This is a genomic window from Chitinophaga pinensis DSM 2588 (assembly GCF_000024005.1).
In the GTDB taxonomy this organism is placed as follows: domain Bacteria; phylum Bacteroidota; class Bacteroidia; order Chitinophagales; family Chitinophagaceae; genus Chitinophaga; species Chitinophaga pinensis.
The window spans coordinates 3,232,077-3,252,604 of record NC_013132.1 but is presented as its reverse complement, the minus strand read 5'-3'; the positions used below and the strand labels follow the sequence as shown (position 1 = coordinate 3,252,604).

The window sequence follows — 20,528 nt, the reverse complement described above, 5'->3', positions numbered from 1 at the left end:
ATTTTTATTTGGAGACACTGACAACACTGCCATCCTTTAAATTAATCTGACCGGAGGTCACCACCTGTTCTCCTGGTTTCAATCCACCGAGCACCTGTACCATGCCGTTCACATCAGCGCCCGTCTGTATTTTACGCTGGTGTACCACGCTATCCTGCAATACGTATACGGCAGCGTCTTTCACGCTCTCTGTCAGTGCTTCTCTGGGGATGACCAGTACCTGCTGTTCTGTCTTCCGGGAGAAATCAACGTATACAAATGTGCCTGATCTGAGCAGGGTTTCGTTGTCGTTTCCGATAAGGATCTCTACGAGGTAGTTGTGCGTTTCATCTGCCTGCGGACTTATAAAGCTGATCGTACCACTGAATGTTTTACCGGGATAGACGTCTGTGCTGATCTTCACGGGTTGTCCTTCCTTCACTTTATATACTTCGGCTTCCGTAAGATTCACCTGTACTTTTGCACGGGAAAGATTAACAATGGAGGCGATCTCCGTACCCGCATTTACAAACATGCCCTGTTCTACTTTCTTGGCAGCGATCACACCGCCTGTAGGCGCCAGAATAGCGGCATCTGAAATATTCTTTCTTGCCTGCTGTACCTGGTTAACGGCATTTTCATAGTCCTGTCTGATACCGTTAACTTTCTCCTGTGTAGCGGCCTTACCAGCCAGGAGTTCGGTGTATACATTCAGGTCATTCTTCAGTTTGGCGGCGTTCGTTTCTGCCTTCTGCAATTCCAGTTGCGCGAGGCGGGTATCTGTCACTGCCAGTACCTGTCCCTGTTTTACCTTATCGCCCAGGTCGAAGTTTACTTTTAATAGCGTACCACCTGACATAGCCAGGGCTTTTGCTTCTTTAAACGGGGCGAGGTTACCCGTTTTGAGAATATTGATCTCCAATACCTGCTCTGCAGCTGCTGCGACTTTTACAGGAATACGTACAGCGGCAACCGGGGCCGGATTATTCTTTTCATTCAGTTTGCGCTTATTAGCGGCCAGCTTAAACACGATCAGTGCAACGATCGCTATGATGGCAATAATGGTAATATATCTGGTTCTCATGTGCTGATTTATAAAGCCGTATAAAAAGTCTTCAGGGTGCCCGCAGTCTTTTCCAGTTCCAGTCTGGCAAGAATGAGGTTGTAAAGGGAGTTGAGATAATTATTCTGTGCTTCCTTTACCGAGTTCTGTGCATTGAGCCAATCGGTCATATCGGTGGTACCTTTTTCGTACTGCAGGTTGGTCACCTCAAATACTGATTGTGCGAGGTCAATATTTCGCCGGTTGTTTTCCACATTGCTCTGTTCCTTCATCGTCTTTGTCCGCGCGTTCTCATATTCCAGTTCATATTTTCCTTCATCCAGTTTCAGTTTCTCCACTGCGTTCAGGTGTTTGTACTTCGCCTGATTGTACTGTGCATTGCGTTTAAAGAAATCCAGTAAAGGGAAACTGAGTTTTAATCCGATAGCAGAGTAAGTACTCATGGTAGAAAATGACTGATTCAGTTTATCTCCAAAGCCAATGGCACCATAACGGGCGTAGGCGGTCAGGCGGGGATAGATACCGGCCTTAATACGCCGCTGATCAATATCCAGTAGTGATGCGTTGACTTGTGAAAGCTGATAGTCTGTACGATTGTAGACGGAGAAGTTCTTATCTTCTGCCAGTGCCGGCGCTACTACGCGCAGGTTACCCTCTGCGGCATTACTGTCGACCAGGATCCGGTCTTTAATGGGGTAGCCCATTTCATACTTCAGCTGATTCTCTGACAAGGTGATGTTACTTTCTGCTACCGCGATCTGAGATACGGCATTATTATAGTCCACCGTGACTTTATCCAGTTCCTTTTGCAGTACGGTGCCTTTATTGACACGTTGTGCGGTTACATCCATCTGTTGACGGTATTTCTCCTGGTTACTTTTCAGCATACCCAGTTGCTCCCGGTAGATGAAAATCTGGTAGTAGGCGTTTGTGATGTTGTAGATGATCGTTTCCTCGCTCTTCTTCTGGTTGAGCGTAGCCTGCTGTACGTTGTACTTGTTGGCTTTTAATCCCACGATCAGTGACTGGTCATAAATCGTCTGATCCAGCTGGGCGGATCCGTTGGAATTAAACTTTTTAGTGAAGGCCACACGGATATCGTCTGGTCCGAAGATACCAGCAGGGATAACCGTTTCCTGTACTTTCAGGTTGTCATCCAGGGAGCCATTCAGGCTAACGGAAGGCAGATAGGCGGCGAGCGCTTCTTTTGCCTGTGCATCTGCGGCTTTCTTTTCATTGTCATAGATGACATTGTTACGGTTATTCTTCATACCGTACTCAATGCAGCTACGTAATGTCCAGACTGACTGTGCAAAGAGTCCGGAGGGCAGTAATGCAAGTGTTGCTAATAATAGTTTTTTATTCATATATCAACTAAGAGATCCATAAAGTCCGTTCCGGCCGCCTCTTTACAGGCGCCGTTCAGCAATTAAAAGCAAAGCTAGATGATACCCGGGTGCGCTTTTTTTATATTCTTATGAGCGACACAGATGGGGTTATGAAATGACCAAAATCACAAACGAAATGCCAATACAATTAGGAATTACGAATTAGGAATTAGGAATTAAGCGTTAAAAACCAGGAGAGTCTATACTAATCAATATGGGGCAGTATCAAAGATAGTTATTAGCGCATTCAGATGGAAAAGCCATCTTCAGGACATTTGAGTTACCAATTCCTAATTCGCAATTCCTAATTCCTAATTAATTACTGTTCTACCCAACGGAGGAAATCCTGGGCTTTGAGCCTGCTGATAATAATCTTATCCGGCGTCTGGCAGGTAGTTTTCACGATAAGTCTGCGGTTGAAATAATGCTCGATATCCAGGACGATATTTCTGCTGATAATGAACTGCCTGTTAGCCTTAAAAAAGACCTGTGGATTCAGCATTTCTTCGAGCTGTTCGATGGTATAGGGAACGGTATATTCCGGTCCTTCCGTGGTATATATCCTGACAATCCCGTTAGACGTATATACGAAGGAAATACTGCCGACCTTAACAGGAACGATCTTTTCCCTGTAGTAGATCAGAATGGACTGTTTGTAGTTGTTGTCCAGCTGATTCACCGCCCTACTCAGATTGGTAGCATATGCACCCGCAGAGAAGTGTTCCCGGATACGGTTATATTTCTGTAAACTGCGTTCCAGCATACTCTCCTCAATGGGCTTGAGTAAGTAATCAATACTGTTGGATTCAAAGGCATTAATAGCGTACTGGTCGAATGCAGTGGAGAATATCACCGGTACGTTGATCTGTACTTCTTTAAAGATATCAAAGCTCAGTCCGTCTCCCAGCTGTATATCCGAGAATATAAGATCCGGCGTCGGGTTTTCACGAAACCACGTAACAGCAGTCGCCACAGAGGGTAAGATAGCCATGACATTGATCTCGGGATCGATGTTTTCCAGCATAGACTTTAACTCAATCGCTGTTCTCCGTTCGTCTTCAATTATGATTACGTTCATTGCTGATTAAAGGTAAACTGACTGTAAAGGTTTCCTGGGTGTCGTTCACCCTGATATCTTTGTTAAAGAGCAGCTGATACCTGTCTTTAATATTCTGCAATCCCAGACCGGTGCTTTCTGTCGTCACCTTTTTAGGGCGACAGTTGTTAACTACCTCTAATTCTCCTTTACTATTGACAGAGAGGTGAATATGCAAAGGTGCTTCCGGCGACAATACGTTATGTTTGATCGCGTTTTCCAGCAGCAGCTGTAAGGATAGCGGAGGAATGAGGCAATCCAGGTAACGGTCGGGCACCTCAATATTTACATCCAGGGCTGTTTCAAAGCGCTGGTGCAGGATATAGAGGTAAGAATGAATAAAAGAAAGCTCTTCAGAAAGGGATGTCACATGGTGCTCATTGTAATTGAGCAGGTATCGGTATACATGTGCCAGCTGAACAACGAATTTCTTGGTATCCGTGTCGGCGGCAATGTTCTTTAAAGTGCTGAGTGAATTAAAAAGGAAATGAGGACTGATCTGTTGTTGCAACGATATCAGCTGTGCATGCAGATGTGCCTGTTTAAGGTGCTCGTTCTCCAGTTGTGTCTTTTGCAGGATGTTGTTGGTGTAGACGATATTAAATACGATATAACAGATCATGCTAAGATAAAATCCTGCCATCAGTCTCCTGAGGAAATCTGCAAAGGTATCTCCTGTCATAGCCTCACGTGGAGGTACTAGTCCCGGCGGCAGATACTGGTCATAATAGTATATAATGCCCAGGGCAATCACCATCGCCGTTGTAATACTGATAATGATCCTTGCCCTGTTGTGTATGGGTAATTTCAGGTTCCTGAAAAAGGCGTGTACAAGCCAGCAGGAAAAGATCAGAAAAGTGATTGACAGGATATGTCCAAGCACTTGTCCGATGCCCCATAGCCTGACTTCTCCCAGCCTTATAACAAATGTACTACCGGCGAGTATACCGATAAGGATAAAGCACCATTTAAAGTGGTATGACCTGAACATGCTGCAAATGTACACATTAGGAGCGCCGGACGGCTCTTAAATGACCCGAAATGGACATTTTAAGGTCTGAAATGGCCGATCCTCGCCACTGCCTATTATATACACCTGTACTATCTCAGGGACCGTGTCTTCATTTTCACTTTTCGAAATCAGGAAAAATGCCTCTTTTAGCCGTTCCGTGGAGTAATATTCATCCACGGATGTGATGATCTGTTTAACAAGTCCTTTCATAGTAAATAGGTAAACCGGTTCAGATACATTCTTTTCCATTTAATCTGAATTCTCAGGCATAGCGTCCGTTTTCACATTTGTGCTATGCTCCGGCCTGATCATCTTTTAGCTTTACAGTCAATTCAATAACAACATGAAAATCACCAGTATATTATTCATCACCCTACAGCTCCTGGCGGGATGGCAGGCGAATGCACAGCACAAGGATGCGCTGAACGCCCGTTTCAATACCATGACCAGGGAAACGAGTCCTGAAAAGAATGTAGCGGCCATCGCTGCCCTTATAAAAGCGTTTAAACTTGATACCATTAAAGACGCAGGCGATATTGACATCATGAAGGGGATCACTGCACTGACCTTTCTTAAAGTAAAAGACTTTCCTCATTTTGAAGTTTATATCAGCCAGATAAAGAATCCGTTTAACCAGACTTCTTATCTGAATATGGCCGTGAATGAGCTGATTAATAATAAAACAAGTCTGACATATGCGGAACTAACGGCGAAAAAGACGGTTGATTTGTACCATTCTTTTAAAGATGATCCTTCTGCAAGGCCGGCAGATTTTCCTTTACAGGACTGGAACCGGTTTATGTCCATGGCACAATATCCTTATTATCGTTCTTATGCAGAGATACTTCATATCAACAAGAAGGATACGATAGCTTTGGATTATATAGAGAAGGCTTTTAGTTACCTCCCGCTGGACAAAACGGATCAATCCTCTGCGGAGTTATACGCAGCACTTTTGGAAGCAAATCATCGGGAAGACGATGCCTACGATATCCTACTTAATAGCGCATCAACGGGCAATGCCAGTCTGCAGATGCAACAACAACTCAGAAGACTGTTAATTAAAAGAACGGGTAACGCAGTACAGGTAACCCATTTCCTGGACTCTCTTCAACGCAATATAGTACAGGCATACAAGCAGGAACTGATGAATAAAATGATCAAAGACATAGCTGCCCCCGGATTCACGCTTACCAACACGGAAGGCGAGCGCATCTCGCTTGCTGATATAAAGGGTAAGGTTGTCGTACTTGATTTCTGGGCTACCTGGTGCGCGCCCTGTAAAGCAGCTATGCCAGCAATGGAACAATTAAAACATACGCATCCGGAGCTCTGTTTGCTCTATGTAGCCACCATGGAAAAAGGAGCAGATGCGATCAGCAGGATAAACCAGTATCTTAAAAAACATATGCATCCTACCAGTACATTGATCGATGTCCCTGTGGCGGGTCATCCGGATCGCTTTACAACAGCCGGTGCTTATCATGTGAAGAGCATCCCATGCAGGGCCGTCATTGATAAAAAAGGAAAACTCCGGTTTTTGTCTGAAGGATATACTTCGGATACAGCGCTAATCAATGAAATGGAAGCCATGATCGATATTGCCAAAGAGCAATAAGACAGCTCCCGGATAAATCAATTATATTGAGTCACCTAATCATCATTCATCGAATGCGCACAGCAAATCTCCTGTTTATACTGGCGTTTTTTATCGGATTGTCTTCTGCGAATGCACAGGCATCCAACACCATACGCTTATCCGCTATTCGCATAAGCGGTTCCGGACTTCTTTCCAGCCGAATAGAGAAGCTGCCTGACCAGCGTCTTGTGCGGGTCTATACTGCCGGTGGATTTATTACAATAGATCCGGATCAAACGGCTGGCTCCCCGCTGCCTCCGCATTATTATGATGCGTATTACACGAACAGTAAAAACAAGTCCAGAGATAGCTTCTCAGCAGGAAAGGGTACACCGCTGTATCTTAAGGTAGGACAGGAATACACGGTTGATATACGAAATCAGCAGACGGACTCGCTTATCATCAGCTATCTTATTAAAAGGGTGCAGCTGATACCGGATATCATGCTGTACAGGAAGCAACGAGGACATGTACTTTCAACGCGTATTTCCCATAATAACCCTGTTAAAATACAACTCCAACCAGGGGAAAAAATCGCAGTGGGACTCGCAGGTATACCTGAAATCGACAGTACTGAAATTGAATACACACTCGTCAACCTGAAAACCAGGAAAACAACCTATGTTGTCAGCAATACAGGCGCCGGGCCATTTGACTTTGATTCAAATACAGAATATCAGTTATGGTTCAGGTATTCTATTCAACAGGAAAATATGGGCAGCTGTTACCTGAGCGTACAAGGTTATTGGTATCAGTCCCCGGTCGTATATATTGCGCTTACCTTGCTGTTGATCGCAATTTGTCTGCTGACTATCATAAAGGGTTTTAAAAGAAAACTTCGTACCTCCAAAGCAAAGCAGGATAAACTGGAAGATGCCGCTATCAAATTACAATCCCTGTTAAATCCGCACTTTACCTTCAATGCCCTCAGCACTATCCAGGGATTGATGAACACCGGCCGTATCGATGAAGCGAACCTGTACTTACAGGAGTTCAGTTCCTTACTAAGGAAAGCATTATCCAAAAGCCAGCAGGTGCTCAATACACTGGATCAGGAATTGGATATGATGCGGCTCTACATCGGATTAGAGGCTTTAAGATTTAACTTCAGCTGGCAGATAGAAGTAGCCGAAACTTTACATCCTACGGACATTGAAATACCTACCCTCCTGCTACAGCCATTGATAGAGAATGCTGTTCATCACGGTATGGCAGGTACGGGCGATAAAGGGCGGCTCCATATTATCTGTAAAGAAGGAGACAAGAAAGATACCCTCGTCATTATCATCAGTGATAATGGTACCTGGAAACAAACAAGCGCCGAACCAGGTTATGGTCTGCGACTGACGGAAGCCAGGATACAGACGGCGAATAAACTATTCCATCGTACACAGTCAATAAGTCTTACTTTTAATAAGCAATCAGGCACAGCGGCTGTTTTAATCTTTCACAACTGGATAAATCAATGATCACGGCTATCATCGTAGATGACGAAATCATCAATATCAATAACCTGCGAGCCTTACTCAACAGACATTGTAAGGCGATCGAAGTAACGGGATCTGCGATGAATGCAGCGGCTGCAAGAAAGGCTATTATGCAGCTTAAACCGGACGTTGTCTTCCTGGATATCGAGATGCCGGACGAAAATGGCTTTGACCTGTTAAGGTCCATCAAGGAGATTGACTTTGAAGTGGTGTTTGTGACCGCATACGATGCCTATGGCATCATGGCGGTGAAATTCTCTGCCCTGGATTACCTGCTGAAGCCTATCAATATCGAAGAACTAAAGATCACCGTCAGTAAAATAGAGGAGTCTGTCAATAGCAAAAACCAACACCAGCGACTTGGTAATCTGCTACATTTACTGGATCAGCAGCAGCCGGATGCCTACCAGAAGATTGCCTTACCGACACAAAAAGAGACCTTTTTTGTACCGGTAAAGGAGATTATCCGGTGTGAGTCATCCAATAACTATACAACCTTTTTTCTTACCAATGGCAGTGAACACCTGATATCAAAACCCCTCTATGAATATGAGGAATTACTAAGCCCCTATGGGTTTATTCGCTGTCATCAATCACACCTGGTAAACCGCATACATGTAACAAGTATGCTGAATGAAGACGCCGGTTACCTGATCCTGCAGGATACGGCAAAGAAGATCCCTATTTCAAAGCAAAGAAAGAGTCTGGTGAAATCCTTACTCCGTATGTAACGGCTAGTTGAATGATTTCCTGAAGTCCAGCGGAGAGAGCGTCGTTTGTTTCTTAAAGAATTTATTGAAGGACTGCGGATATTCAAATCCCAGCTGATAGGCTATTTCTGCGATAGTAAGATCTGTTGTACTCAATAACTCCCTTGCCTTGTGGATCATTTTCAGCTGGATGTATTGCTGTGTATTTACGCCTACCAGTGTGCGTAACATATCACTGAGATAACGTTGGGACACGTTGAGTTTAGCCGCTATTTCCTCTACAGCGGGGATACCTTCAAACAAGGCATTATTGCGATCGAAATAGTTGCGCAACATATCATCTAAAGTGGAGAGCTGATCGTTGTGCACGGCTTTCCGGGTGATAAACTGACGGTTGTAGAAACGGTTACTGTAATTGAGTAGCTGTTCTATTTGTGAGATAATAATATCCTGACTAAAGTGATCGATAGCTGCATGTAGCTCCCGTTTGATGCTTTCAAAGATGCCCATGATGACGTCTTTTTCCTGTTCGGAAAGACCGAGTGCTTCATTCACGGAGTAATCAAAGAAGCCATAATCTTTGATTGTTTTAGCCAGGGGATAATTACGCAGGAAATCAGGATGGATGAGTAAGGTCAGTCCGCTGTAATCCGCTTCTTCCTCCCCTGCGGCAATCACCTGCATTGGAGATGCAAAACTCAGTCCGCCTTCGTCAAAGTCGTAGTACTGTTGTCCGTACTTAATCTTTCCCCTGAAGTTAAATTTAAGGGAGATCTTATACATATTCAGGACCATCCCTTTGGAGAGTTCGGTCACATCAGCAGTAATCTCCGCGTAGTTGGTGACGGTGAGTAATGGGTGTTGCGGAGCAGGTAGTCCCAATGCTCTGAGTAATTCAGATACGGAGTTAAATACAGGCGGCGCTTTTTTCTGTCCCATGATACAAATGTATTTAAAAGTGAAGGGAATTCTATCCCTTCACCGTGATATTGAGCTGGCTTATTCTCCGAAGAAAAGCGTTGTTCTTTCTTTATGAAAAGCGTCATTGCCAATGGCAAGGCTGCGGGCATACAGTGTTTTTGCATCCTCACCCGCCAGGTAGCGTAGCTGTTCTTTCCCGTCGGTAGCTGCTTCATACACCACCTCCGCAATCTGCTCAGCTGTTGTAAAAGCTGTGGGATCAAAGCCTGCGTATAACTGTCCCATCATCTTTTCATAGGCAGGATGTGCCGCAGTGTCAAGAGAGCGGCCTGTAAAGTCGGTTTTGATACCACCAGGCGCCACTGTTTTGATCCCGATTCCCAGTTGACCTAATTCATAAGACAATGCTGCCGTCCAGCCCTCCATGGCAAATTTACTGGCACAGTACACGGAACTCAGGGGAGGACCGAACACGCCTCCCATAGAAGTCGTAGTGATAAAGAGTCCCCTACCCTTTTCCCGGAAATAAGGAATAAAGGCTTTGGTGATCCTGATCACGCCCATGACGTTTGTTTCAAACTGCCGGGTGATCTGCTGATCGCTCACTGCTTCCAGTGGCGCAATCAGGCCATAACCGGCATTATTAAATACTACATCCAGCTCGTATTGCTGTGTAATCTTTCCTACTGTCTTTTCAATCTGTACAGGATCGGTTACATCCAGTGATATGAGTATTACATTATCCAGCTGAAGCAGGTCTGTTTCCTTTTCAGGGTTCCGCATAGACGCTATTACGCGCCAGCCCCGGGCAGAGAATAATCTGGCGGTAGCTTTACCTAATCCGGAGGAAGCGCCTGTAATAAAGATCGTTTTCATGTGTTGTGTTTATACCACAAAATTGAGGGAACCAGCACCCGCCGTAATAGCCGGATTGGTAAATGTTGTATCCGGGTTAGTAAAGTATCCTGCAACCGTAGTCATATATTTTATTATTAAATAGGTTGACTTTTTCAACTTATTTACTTTACTTCGCGCTATGAATTGGTTGAAAAAGTCAACCTTTTATTACAATCTCAATTAACAGGAACAATATGCGTAAGATCGAATTATCGGATATACAGATAAGAAACACCTTACTGCCGGGTGACCTTGGCTATATAGCCCATATGCACGGCGACCTTTATGCCAGGGAATGCGGTTACGGCATCAACTTTGAAGCCTATGTACTGGAAGGCTTAAAAGACTTTGCCCGGGCGTACAATCCTACACAGGACAAGGTATGGATCTGCCAGCATGAGGGAAGGATCATTGGCTCCCTTGTAGCACAATACAGAGGCACCCAGATACAGCTGCGTTATTTCATTTTCCAGCCGGAGTACCGGGGCATTGGTCTCGGCAAAAAGCTCCTGGAGGAGTTTATAGGGTTCGTGCGGGAGAAAGGCATCCGGCACATTTACTTACTGACCTCGGAGGAGCAACATGCTGCTATTGCCTTGTATACTAAATTAGGATTTACCCTGACTGAGGAAAAGTACTCTGAAACGTTCGATAAACCATTAATCGAACGTCGTTATGACCTGACATTGTCTTAATTTCGCCCCTCATGATCTGAGCGTGTGTCCGGCGCTAATAACGCATTTTATGAAAGATAAAAAAATCATCGAAAGTATAAGAGCATTTAACAGGTATTACACGGATCTGATCGGCCTGCTGGACGACCATTTACTAAATAGCGACTATTCTCTTGTAGAGGCGCGAACCTTATATGAAGTATATTCACATCAGCCCGTGAGCGCCTCTCAGATCATGGCCGAAATACACATTGATAAAGGCTACCTTAGCAGAATATTGAAGCAGTTTGAGAAAAAGGGGATCATTTCAAAAGAGATTTCGGATGAAGATGCAAGAATAACACTGGTATCTCTCACTGAAAAAGGCACTCAGCTTGTTCATGAACTGAATGATACATCCAATCAGCAGATAGGTGCATTGATAAAGAAACTGACAAAGGAAGAACAGCAGGAGCTACTAAGACACATGCAGGCGATCAGGGAGCTGCTGGGTAAGCATTGAATCAAAACGCCGGCTACTTATTAACAGGATATACGAATCATAGCTAACATTCATATTGCTACACGATGCATACAAACGACAAATTTATGGCGCGTTGCTATCAGCTTGCCGACATAGCCGCAAAAGAAGGTGAAAGTCCGGTAGGCAGTGTTATCGTCAAAGATGGCATCATTATCGGAGAAGGTTCAGAGAAGAGCAAACAACAGAAAGACATTACCCGCCATGCTGAAGTAGTGGCGATCCTGGACGCCTTGCGCAATACAGACAGCCTGGCCGGATCCGTCTTATATACAAATGTGGAGCCTTGCCTGCTCTGCTCCTACGTCATCCGTCATTATAAGATCGCGGAAGTAGTGTTTGCCAGACACTCCGGAGAACTGGGTGGCACACATCAGCCTTTCGATCTGCTGACGTCTCCTGATTTTAAGTCCTGGGCCCAACCACCGGTCATCACTATATATGAAGAGAAAGCAACTCATTGATCTGTCCTGCCGGCAAATAATTCAGCACAACGGCACAAGGCAGATGTAATGGCATTTTTATTGATCAGATACCCATGATAGTACTTGTATGAGTTTCCCATGTAAAGTAATCGCCTTTGGCATTTCGGCAGGTGGACTACCACCATTAAAGTCCATCCTCAAAATGCTTCCCGGGGATTTAAATGCGGCTCTCGTTATCGTGCCACACCTTTTTCCTGATTACCGTAGTCATCTGGATGCTATACTGGAAAACGCAGTATTCAGGCCGGTATTGCGCATATACCATGGTATGCATATTGTCTGCGGCAGCATTTATGTGCTGCCGGAAGGAAAGATCCTGGGGATTCAGGACGGTGCATTTATACTTTCGGAGAGGCCGGAGACCGAAAAGATCAACCAGGCCATCGATCATTTCTTCCATGCAATGGCTGCAGAAATCGGATCGCAAAGTATTGGGGTGATACTGTCGGGAGCCGGATATGACGGCATCAAAGGAGCGAAGGCGATAGAAAATGAAAAAGGTGTTGTCATTGTGCAGGATCCGGCAACAGCCGAATTCCCGATGATGCCACAGGGATTGATTGCTTTTGATCACCCGGATTATATATTGACGCCGGAGGAAATTGTGAATAAACTGACGGCGCTTGCCACTGCAAATTCTCCCCAGCACCAATAAGATCCATTCACCCTTTCTATACGTCTTTATATTTTCTTTTTACACGACACCGGAACATCACTCATTTGTCACCGGCAATCTGGATAACCGTCTTGCCGACCATCCTTCCTGTTTTACTTTCCTGAATAACCTGATGCACATTGTCCATATTAAATGTATATATCTTACCTAACCAGGGATTGATCCTGCCCGCTTGTATGAGCTCACTTACCTTGTCCAACAGTGTGTGTGAGGCATCCAGAAAAACCGGTACGTAGGCAATTTTTCTTCCGAAATAAGCACTTATCATTCTTAAGCCTATATTGACGGCTAATTTCAGGGCGGAGGGCACAGTCACCTTTTCATCTTCATCTCTTGCTATCGTAACAAACCGCCCCTGAGAACGGAGCACTTTTTTGGCATCTAGCCATTGTTCCTTACCACCAACACAGTCTATCACCATATCCAGTGAATTTTTATCCAGCAGACCGGCCCACTTTGTAGTGGTATAGTCAACGGTAATATCTGCGCCTAAGGATCTGACAAAATCGCTGTTCTTCTTACTACACACACCGATTACTGTTGATGCGCCAAGTGCTTTTGCGATTTGTACGGCAAAAGATCCTACGCCTCCGGAGGCGCCTATAATACAAACACGGCTATTCTTTGTCAATCCGCCTTTTGTAAGCGCCAGATATGCCGTCTGCGCCGCCAAAGGAACAGCCGCCGCCGCTGCATAACTGATGTTTGCAGGTTTTATACTGACCAGGTCTTCTTTCACGTTCACATATTCAGAAAGACCGCCGCCGTTTATTTTGTTATCACAGTATACGGCATCCCCTGTTTTAAATCTCCTGACCGATGATCCGACAGCAACAACATCACCTGCGATATCAAAAAAAGGAACAAAGGGAAACGTACGTTTATGAATTAAACGCCTGTTTCCTTCCATCATCTGCCAGTCAATCGGGTTTACTGAAGTTGCATACACCCTGATCTTTACCTCGTCTGCCATCAACTCATTTACCGGATGTGTATCAGAGAATATTAAAGCATCTCTGCTATTCCCATACTGTAATTGAATAACTGCTTTTTGTTTGTCCATTTGATGTTTTGATGCCATACTGCCAGCCGTTTTGGTCTTGTAAAAGTTTTTACAAAGAAATTTAAAAATCAGTATACTTTAGTATGCAGTATACAATAGTATATCAAACGTAGTTTATGAAAAAAGTATCCAGGCAGCAGATAGATCTTCAGGTTGACCTGAAATATCTTGAAGACACCTTGTTTGTAATCAGCGGAAAATGGACAATGAAAATAATATCAGCGCTTAGCTGCGGGAATAAAAGATTCAGGGAGATCGGGAAAGCGATCCCCGATATCACTTTCAGAATGCTGTCGAAAGAACTGCAACAACTGGAAGCCAACAAACTGATCTCAAGAACGGTTACTACGGAGGGAAGAATGCTTATTCATTACGAGATCACTGAATATGCCAAAACGCTTATACCTGTCATTTCTGAAATGATTAAATGGGGAAAAGATCATAGGAGGGCGTATCGAAGCGTATGATACGCCGTTACTGACAGCAACACCTGGTAATCCCATTTCCTGCTTATCCTTCTTTCCGTTGCCGTTTTTATCTACATAGACAAATCCTGTGGCTGTCTCTGCAACAGCGTTTGCTATGGGCAACATACTGCCCATTACCCGCAATACGCCATACAGGTATTGCGGGTGCAATATATTTTTACGCATGTGTTAAATCATTTAAAAAGATCAGGATAGTACTTTCTTATCAGCGCCTGATTGTTGGGATCCAGCTGTTGCAGCAACACAGGTTTATCCTGTGGGCGCAATCCTTTCTGGTTGATGACGTTCATTAAACTCCAGTCTTTCGCTGCTTTGCCCGGTGACGGATCTGCCGGTTCCTTTGCTTTCAGGTCATAGCGGGTAAAATCGATGACGTAAGCAGGTGCATTCTTCTGATGCCAGTCGCGTAATAGCGCCAGCCGGAATGTTTTATTCATGAACCAGCGGATCTCCAGGTTGTTATAAGAATCTCCCAGTCCGGAGCCCCGTTCAACAAAGCGATAGTTCATATCCTCATTCGTTTTGTGCTTTTCACGCCACATCATCCCAAACTCTCCGAAGGTCACAAAGCGGGTATCCGGCCAGCGCTTTTTTGTCTCTGTCACCCAGGTTTCCATGGCTTTGCAGATAAACTCCTGTCCGAACTCGTGCGTCATCTGTGCTTCCCAGATATTCGTCACCCAACCGATTCCATTTAACTCCACACCTTTATCAAAGTGAATGGCCTGTGTATGCATCACTTCGCGGATGCCCAGGTCCAGTCCCCATCCTGTATAGGTCTCGATGGGACCTACGCCCCTGCGGCTGTTATATCCTTCAATACCGTGTCCCATTGCTCCGCTACGACGTGCGCACAGGAAATCGACCGTCCAGCCGTCCAGGTTTACACAGTCAATAAAATCCTTTTTACCCTGTGCAGGCTTACAGAAATGCTCTCTGGAAGGATAAAAGGGATAGGAAGGAGAACCATCTGCACCACCACCATCGATATTATGCTGACTCCAGATCACGGCGTGTGCAACATGGATATCTTCTTTTTCTGCCAGGTAACGGAGATTATCTGCAGCGAGGAAACCACCCATAATAGATTTCGGGCGATATCCGTTACCTACCATTTTCGATATCAGTTGGATGGCTTCAGACATTTCCCTGTTTACACGTTCCCTGGGCAGGTACATTGCCGGGAAATAACCAGGGAAATAAGATACTTCGTCACCATATTTCTGCTGACACTCCACTACGTAGGCTCTGATCTGTTTGTAGTTTTCCGCCTGTTCTTCCAGCGCATTCAGGGTAAATCCCCATGTCAGTCGTCCGTCAGGGTTATTCTTTGCAAATGCTTCCCTTAGTGCGCGTACCCCTTCCAGGGTATGCCAGCTACGTTCATCACGCGGATGCAGTTTCACATCTCTCGATACTTCCCAGGGAGTAGTCCGTATCATGATACATAAGGTCACAAAACGTTTTCCATCCAGTGTGATAGCGGTATCTGCGACGGGTGAGGCCATCACCATACGTGCATATCCCAATGTGACAATCAGCAGCAATAATGCCTTCAAACAATGCTTCAAGTTGTATACTTTTTCCATGAACAATAATAGTAAGGAGGAACACCCCGAATAAAGACATTACGGTTTCTCTTTGCCGTACAATTCTCCCCATGCACACAGGGCATCCATGATCGGGATCAGTTGTTTACCCAATTCGGTCAGTTTATATTCTACCCTTGGCGGTACTTCCGGAAATACTTCTCTTGTGAGAATACCGTCTCTTTCCAGCTCACGTAACTGTGCGGTCAGTGTCGTATGCGTAATATGTTCCATTTCTCTGCGCAACTCACCGAAACGTTTCGGGCATTCCCGGCGGATCGTATCCAGCAATAACAGTTTCCATTTACCCCCGATCGCCTGCATCGCTTCCATCATCGGATTGGGTGGCTGTTCTTCAGATATTGGTTGTGATTGTCTGTCTTCCGTTTTTTTTTGCATCACACTGTATTTTTTTAATTCACTAAACCACTGTTATTCATCAATAGTATCTTTTTTCATACCAGGTACGTTCTGTGACACTACTTGTCTGATAAGCATGACCTGCTCAATTTTGTTGCAACAAAAATACATAAAACCATCCTTAGGGATAATTATACACAGGATATGCGTACGATGCTTCGTCAGACTATTACTTACAAAACAACTTCCTATCCGTCGATCTACCGTTGGGTAGCATTGTTAATCGTCTCAACAGCGGCTTTTCTTTCCGTGGTGGATCTATTTATCGTGAATGTGGCTTTACCCTCTATACGGGAAGGTATTCATGGTACAAACGGCGACAGCCAGATGGTCATTGCCCTGTATCTGCTGGGACATGCGATATTTCTGATCACCGGAGGACGGTTCGGGGATTACTATGGTCATAAAAAGGTGTTTATCTGGTCCATGCTGCTATTTACAGTCGCTTCTGTATGTTGTGCCGCTGCACAAAATGCCACGCAACTGAATATTGCACGGCTGCTGCAAGGCACATTTGCCGCGTTTATGGTACCACAGAGTATTGCCTACATTCAATTCCTCTTTCCGGAACATCATGAGCGGGCAAAGGCTTTGGGTATTTATGGCGCTATTGCCGGCATTGCGTCTGTATTGGGTCAGTACCTGGGTGGCTTATTACCGGAAATACAAAGTGCCATCAGCGGCTGGCGATGGCTGTTCCTCGTCAATCTGCCTGCAGGGCTATTATCTGCTGCCGCTGCGGCGTACTGGCTGAAGGCGCCTGCTACCAAAATCAACGGCCGACCAGACTACAGCGGTGTGCTGAAGCTAAGCCTGGGACTGATCGCACTGATCTATCCATTGATCCGGGGAAGGGAATTGGGCTGGCCCTTGTGGAGTGTGCTTTTATTGCCACTTTCCTTTGTATTACTGGCCTGGTTTATCAGGGACCAGTATTACAAGCAAAAGAAAGGAAAGCAGTCCCTGATTGATCTGCAATTATTCCATAACCGCAGTTTTAATACCGGCCTGATGACGGCAACCGCCTATTTCATTGCGCAGGATTCTTATTTCCTGATTAATACGGTATTACTGCAGACCGGCATCGGCTTATCACCTTCCTCCACCGGCAACTATTTCGTCATACAGGGCGTAGGATATGTGGTGGCAGCTATCTTTTCTATCCGCCTGACAGTCCGGTATGGAAAAGCTGTCTTGCAGGCGGGTGTACTGCTGATGTTGACCATGTTGCTCGTGCATATACTGATCATGGAAACGGCGCCTGCAGATGCGCTGTTATCGGCCACGGCCTACCGGCAGGTATTCCTGGCGGTGCTGTTTTTATATGGAATGGGCTGCGGATCGGTATTGCCTTCCCTCCTTACCATTACATTAAAGAAAATCCCCACACATCTGGCATCTACTGCGGCGGGTGCGTATGTGACTTTTCAACAGATCTCTATTGCGTTGGGGGTGTGTATTACCGGCGGACTTTTTTTTCAGTTCCTGGGAGCGCATCCTTCGTTGGCGCAATGGCTGACGGCTTATCGCTGGGCGACGGGCGCTAATATGTTCTTTTTACTGGTAGTGGCCGCGGCTTTGTCCGTTAAAAAGGATTGATTATGCCTATTATACCGTCATTATCCCTTTACTACGCCGTTAGTGCTCCGTTGATGAACGAAGCATTAACGACGTAATTAAGGGATAGTAAGGGGATAATACGAAGAAAAGGGAGATATTCTGCCCCTACCGGGTACCCGAAGTAAACACGACGTATACATGCTTCATACACGGCGTATAGGTAGACTTGATCACCTTTACCCAATGATTTATAATCTCTTATACTACCTGATAGTGGCAATGCAGGGAGTCATAGTAACTTTACATAAGTTCTTTGACAGTATGGATTTTAATACAATATAAACTATTGATAAAGAAATCATAAAAGGAGAAAAATGGGCTAAATAATGGCCTCTTTTCATACAATATCCGGCAGTGGAAAGGCGTTATATAAGCGTAATAAAATACGTTTTTCTAATGAAGTTCTTTGTTAATCCCAACGACATTATCCTCGAATTCTGGACAAGAAAACAGTACAATCCAGCCCCTTACCAGGAAGTAAAAGGTTTTTTCTTTACGCCTGAAGAGGCAGCTAACAATGTGGATGCTGCGAATCTCTTTGATCATTTTCTAACATTGGCCCAGCGTGATGGCTTCCTGACTTATTCCAGTCATGAGTATACCAATCCGGATGGTAGTCCGATGAAGATTTATTCTCTGACGGCGCATGGCAGAGAACTGGGGCAGCGACTGGTACAAGCCGGTACCTTGTAAGATCTTTAAGCTGTTATGGAAACCGGGGCTGATGAGGTGTGTATACCACTTCATCAGCCCCGGTTAATTTTATCGTTGCTCCGGGAAATTACAGGGAACGGATATATTCATCCAGTTCTTCTTCTTTTGCCAGACTTAACTTCAGTTTAATGCGGTAACGCGCCATAATGATACTTTTAGGCGCAATACCCAGTCGCTGTGCTACTTCCTTGTTGGTGAGTCCAAGGTAAATGTAGGAGCAATGTTTCAGGTCCAATCGGGAGAGCATATTCGCAGACCGTTCTTTTAACTTCTCAAAGAATTCAGGGCTGATGTTATCAAAATCAGCTTTATTATCTGCGAAGGATTCATCCAGCTTTTTATCATGCTCGATGATATGGTTGAGTTGTGATAACACAGATTTATCATTCCTGTTCCTGGCAATTGTCTGTTGCAGGGTTTGCAGCAAAACTGTTTTTTGTTCTACCTGCAGGGTACCGGCCAGGAGGTCTTTTTCTAAGCGTTCCTGTCTTTCCTGTAAGAGCTCATGTTCTGCGATCAGCCGCATGGCTTCTTCTTCACTGAGACGGGCCTGTAATTCGGCTTCCTGTTTTTCCATGGCCAATTGCCTGTTCTCATTCTGTTTCAGCTGTGCGAGTAAAGCGGCATCTTCTTTTTCTTTCTGCACCAGGCGCAAACGGAATCGCAGGGATCTGAAAAGAAAGACGGCAGCGGCCACAGAGGCCAGTCCCAGACCAATATACAGATAGCCTAGTCTTTTATGCAATATGGCGGTCTGTTCTAAGGTCCTGAGTGCCGTTGCATTTTTTTCTGCCTGGTATTTTGCTTCCAGCTCCTTCGTCATATTCATCTTTTCTTCATTATACAGGTCCGTATACAAGGCTGCATATTTCTGCTGGTATTCGTAGGCTTCTTTATAGTGCCCTTGTTTTTCGGCCACTGTTGCCAATGAGCTCATAAACTGTACCTTGGTAGCCAGGTTCCGCGCACTGTCGGCATTCACAAATTCCAGTCCTTTCAGCAAGAGACCTTCTGCTTTTTGATAATTACCTGCGGCTACTTCATAGTCGCTTTTCATACCATAACAGTTGGCCACTACCTCAAGATGATGGGTTTCCATGCCTATCTTCTGTGCAAAGTCGAGGTAATAAAATACGCTGTCACGATAGGACGCCGGGAGATTCTGTGCATAGAGATCTGCGGTATTGAGCGCTATAATGGCCATGGTGCTATGAAAGATCATACGGTCTTTCCGGGCCAGGAAGAGCTGCATAGCTACCCTGTTGTAGAAGAAGGCTGCATCCAGTGCGGAGCGGTCATCCTGGTGTTCCATGTGATAATATTGCCAGTAGGTGCCTAAAGTCTGATAGGCCATGAGGATGTTATCATAGTCCATGTCTTTAATGGCAGCCTGCAAACATAGCTGCGCGTATTTCTTATGCAGGGGACTATCATACAGGTTCGCATATATACTGGCGATAATATAATAGACAGAAGACTGATAGTTTACATCTTTGCTTTGCTCCAGGTATTTTAATGACTGTTGTGCGCTTATGAGTGCTTCCTGCGGCTTTCCCTGCAGGTTTTCCATCCAGGCTTTTCTATACCAGGCGATTCCTTTTGCCAGGGCATTCTCAGTCATTGTAGCATAAAAGACAGCACTATCTACCATCTGTGCAGCAGCAGTGAGGTCATTTTTTTGCAGATAGATAGGCGCCAATATGGCATATGCCATTGCGGTATGTTGTACATCTGAAAGTGAGCGACTGAGTTGAACAGCCTGTAAGCCCAGGCTGATTGCATGATCAGTTTCTGTAATAGATTTTGCCCTTGCGAGCAGACTGAGGGTCATCACCCGCTGTTCAGTTGTGATATTTTTTTGTAATAAAACCCGGCTCATTGAGTCCGCTGGTATATTGGCCACACAAACAGTCGCTGAAAAAAAAGTAATTATAACGGATATGACTATCTTATTGATTATGTGCAACATATAAGCTCTTGTAAGTTTCATGTAGATGGCATTCTCACTCTCTTGTAGAGCATTTGTAGATACCAGATTTTCATTTTCGCTGCCTGCGCTAACTATTTTGGAGGACAAATAAGCGAAC

Annotated in this window: 20 protein-coding genes; 10 read left to right on the top strand and 10 right to left on the bottom strand. The window is 44.9% G+C overall.

All coding sequences use genetic code 11. The features are described 5' to 3' along the window. Positions 1 to 4: 4 nt before the first annotated feature. From CPIN_RS13285 to CPIN_RS13270, 4 genes are all read right to left on the bottom strand, one after another. Positions 5 to 1,063: an efflux RND transporter periplasmic adaptor subunit gene (locus CPIN_RS13285; protein WP_012790321.1), complete on the bottom strand. Its 1,059-nt coding sequence runs from the start codon at positions 1,061 to 1,063 to the stop codon at positions 5 to 7. Positions 1,064 to 1,071: 8 nt separating this feature from the next. Beyond that, on the bottom strand, positions 1,072 to 2,409 hold the full coding sequence (locus tag CPIN_RS13280; RefSeq protein ID WP_012790320.1) for a TolC family protein: 1,338 nt from the start codon (positions 2,407 to 2,409) through the stop codon (positions 1,072 to 1,074). A 340-nt stretch (positions 2,410 to 2,749) separates the two neighbouring features. Next, positions 2,750 to 3,508 carry a LytR/AlgR family response regulator transcription factor gene (locus tag CPIN_RS13275; RefSeq protein ID WP_012790319.1) on the bottom strand — a complete coding sequence of 253 codons (759 nt, stop codon included), beginning with the start codon at positions 3,506 to 3,508 and terminating at the stop codon, positions 2,750 to 2,752. Next, complete coding sequence (locus CPIN_RS13270) at positions 3,489 to 4,517, bottom strand: sensor histidine kinase (protein WP_012790318.1); 1,029 nt, start codon at positions 4,515 to 4,517, stop codon at positions 3,489 to 3,491. Before CPIN_RS13270 ends, CPIN_RS13275 begins: the two co-directional genes overlap by 20 nt. A 364-nt stretch (positions 4,518 to 4,881) precedes the next feature. On the opposite strand from CPIN_RS13270, the gene CPIN_RS36610 reads away from it, so the two are divergent. Genes CPIN_RS36610 through CPIN_RS13250 form a run of 3 tightly spaced genes read left to right on the top strand, consistent with a single transcriptional unit; the run spans position 4,882 to position 8,395 of the window. Beyond that, entirely contained in the window at positions 4,882 to 6,156 is a 1,275-nt protein-coding gene (locus CPIN_RS36610) for a TlpA family protein disulfide reductase (protein WP_012790316.1), read from the top strand. 53 nt (positions 6,157 to 6,209) lie between these two features. Next, the gene (locus tag CPIN_RS13255; protein WP_012790315.1) at positions 6,210 to 7,646 is read left to right on the top strand and encodes a sensor histidine kinase; all 1,437 of its coding nucleotides are present in this window, start codon (positions 6,210 to 6,212) and stop codon (positions 7,644 to 7,646) included. Next, positions 7,643 to 8,395 carry a LytR/AlgR family response regulator transcription factor gene (locus CPIN_RS13250; RefSeq protein WP_012790314.1) on the top strand — a complete coding sequence of 251 codons (753 nt, stop codon included), beginning with the start codon at positions 7,643 to 7,645 and terminating at the stop codon, positions 8,393 to 8,395. Before CPIN_RS13255 ends, CPIN_RS13250 begins: the two co-directional genes overlap by 4 nt. A 3-nt stretch (positions 8,396 to 8,398) precedes the next feature. Here the strand turns inward: CPIN_RS13250 and CPIN_RS13245 are convergent, their stop codons facing one another. Together CPIN_RS13245 and CPIN_RS13240 are read right to left on the bottom strand one after the other, a co-directional pair. Next, positions 8,399 to 9,313 (bottom strand): helix-turn-helix domain-containing protein, encoded by a 915-nt coding sequence (locus CPIN_RS13245; protein WP_012790313.1) that lies wholly within the window; start codon positions 9,311 to 9,313, stop codon positions 8,399 to 8,401. 60 nt (positions 9,314 to 9,373) lie between these two features. Continuing rightward, positions 9,374 to 10,171, bottom strand: a complete 798-nt coding sequence (locus CPIN_RS13240; protein WP_012790312.1) for an SDR family oxidoreductase — start codon at positions 10,169 to 10,171, stop codon at positions 9,374 to 9,376. A gap of 215 nt (positions 10,172 to 10,386) precedes the next feature. On the opposite strand from CPIN_RS13240, the gene CPIN_RS13235 reads away from it, so the two are divergent. The 4 genes from CPIN_RS13235 (at position 10,387) to CPIN_RS13220 (ending at position 12,526) form a co-directional block, all read left to right on the top strand. Next, on the top strand, positions 10,387 to 10,887 hold the full coding sequence (locus CPIN_RS13235) for a GNAT family N-acetyltransferase (protein ID WP_012790310.1): 501 nt from the start codon (positions 10,387 to 10,389) through the stop codon (positions 10,885 to 10,887). 49 nt (positions 10,888 to 10,936) lie between these two features. Beyond that, positions 10,937 to 11,368, top strand: a complete 432-nt coding sequence (locus CPIN_RS13230) for a MarR family winged helix-turn-helix transcriptional regulator (protein ID WP_012790309.1) — start codon at positions 10,937 to 10,939, stop codon at positions 11,366 to 11,368. Positions 11,369 to 11,433: 65 nt separating this feature from the next. Then, positions 11,434 to 11,850, top strand: a complete 417-nt coding sequence (locus CPIN_RS13225) for a nucleoside deaminase (protein WP_071820373.1) — start codon at positions 11,434 to 11,436, stop codon at positions 11,848 to 11,850. Between the two features lie 88 nt (positions 11,851 to 11,938). Further along, the gene (locus tag CPIN_RS13220) at positions 11,939 to 12,526 is read left to right on the top strand and encodes a chemotaxis protein CheB (protein WP_012790307.1); all 588 of its coding nucleotides are present in this window, start codon (positions 11,939 to 11,941) and stop codon (positions 12,524 to 12,526) included. A gap of 61 nt (positions 12,527 to 12,587) precedes the next feature. Here the strand turns inward: CPIN_RS13220 and CPIN_RS13215 are convergent, their stop codons facing one another. Then, the gene (locus CPIN_RS13215) at positions 12,588 to 13,628 is read right to left on the bottom strand and encodes an NAD(P)-dependent alcohol dehydrogenase (RefSeq protein WP_044218572.1); all 1,041 of its coding nucleotides are present in this window, start codon (positions 13,626 to 13,628) and stop codon (positions 12,588 to 12,590) included. A gap of 98 nt (positions 13,629 to 13,726) precedes the next feature. On the opposite strand from CPIN_RS13215, the gene CPIN_RS13210 reads away from it, so the two are divergent. Continuing rightward, positions 13,727 to 14,077 carry a winged helix-turn-helix transcriptional regulator gene (locus tag CPIN_RS13210; protein ID WP_012790305.1) on the top strand — a complete coding sequence of 117 codons (351 nt, stop codon included), beginning with the start codon at positions 13,727 to 13,729 and terminating at the stop codon, positions 14,075 to 14,077. A 194-nt stretch (positions 14,078 to 14,271) separates the two neighbouring features. On the opposite strand, the gene CPIN_RS13205 is transcribed toward CPIN_RS13210, so the two are convergent. Together CPIN_RS13205 and CPIN_RS13200 are read right to left on the bottom strand one after the other, a co-directional pair. After that, positions 14,272 to 15,669: a DUF3863 domain-containing protein gene (locus CPIN_RS13205; protein WP_222838201.1), complete on the bottom strand. Its 1,398-nt coding sequence runs from the start codon at positions 15,667 to 15,669 to the stop codon at positions 14,272 to 14,274. A 57-nt stretch (positions 15,670 to 15,726) separates the two neighbouring features. Then, on the bottom strand, positions 15,727 to 16,086 hold the full coding sequence (locus tag CPIN_RS13200; RefSeq protein WP_012790303.1) for a winged helix-turn-helix transcriptional regulator: 360 nt from the start codon (positions 16,084 to 16,086) through the stop codon (positions 15,727 to 15,729). Between the two features lie 165 nt (positions 16,087 to 16,251). Between CPIN_RS13200 and CPIN_RS13195 the strand changes: the two genes are divergently transcribed. Continuing rightward, on the top strand, positions 16,252 to 17,706 hold the full coding sequence (locus CPIN_RS13195; RefSeq protein WP_012790302.1) for an MFS transporter: 1,455 nt from the start codon (positions 16,252 to 16,254) through the stop codon (positions 17,704 to 17,706). A gap of 417 nt (positions 17,707 to 18,123) precedes the next feature. Then, positions 18,124 to 18,420 carry a hypothetical protein gene (locus tag CPIN_RS13190; protein WP_012790300.1) on the top strand — a complete coding sequence of 99 codons (297 nt, stop codon included), beginning with the start codon at positions 18,124 to 18,126 and terminating at the stop codon, positions 18,418 to 18,420. An 88-nt stretch (positions 18,421 to 18,508) separates the two neighbouring features. On the opposite strand, the gene CPIN_RS13185 is transcribed toward CPIN_RS13190, so the two are convergent. Beyond that, the gene (locus tag CPIN_RS13185) at positions 18,509 to 20,320 is read right to left on the bottom strand and encodes a hypothetical protein (protein WP_012790299.1); all 1,812 of its coding nucleotides are present in this window, start codon (positions 20,318 to 20,320) and stop codon (positions 18,509 to 18,511) included. Between the last annotated feature and the right edge of the window lie 208 nt (positions 20,321 to 20,528).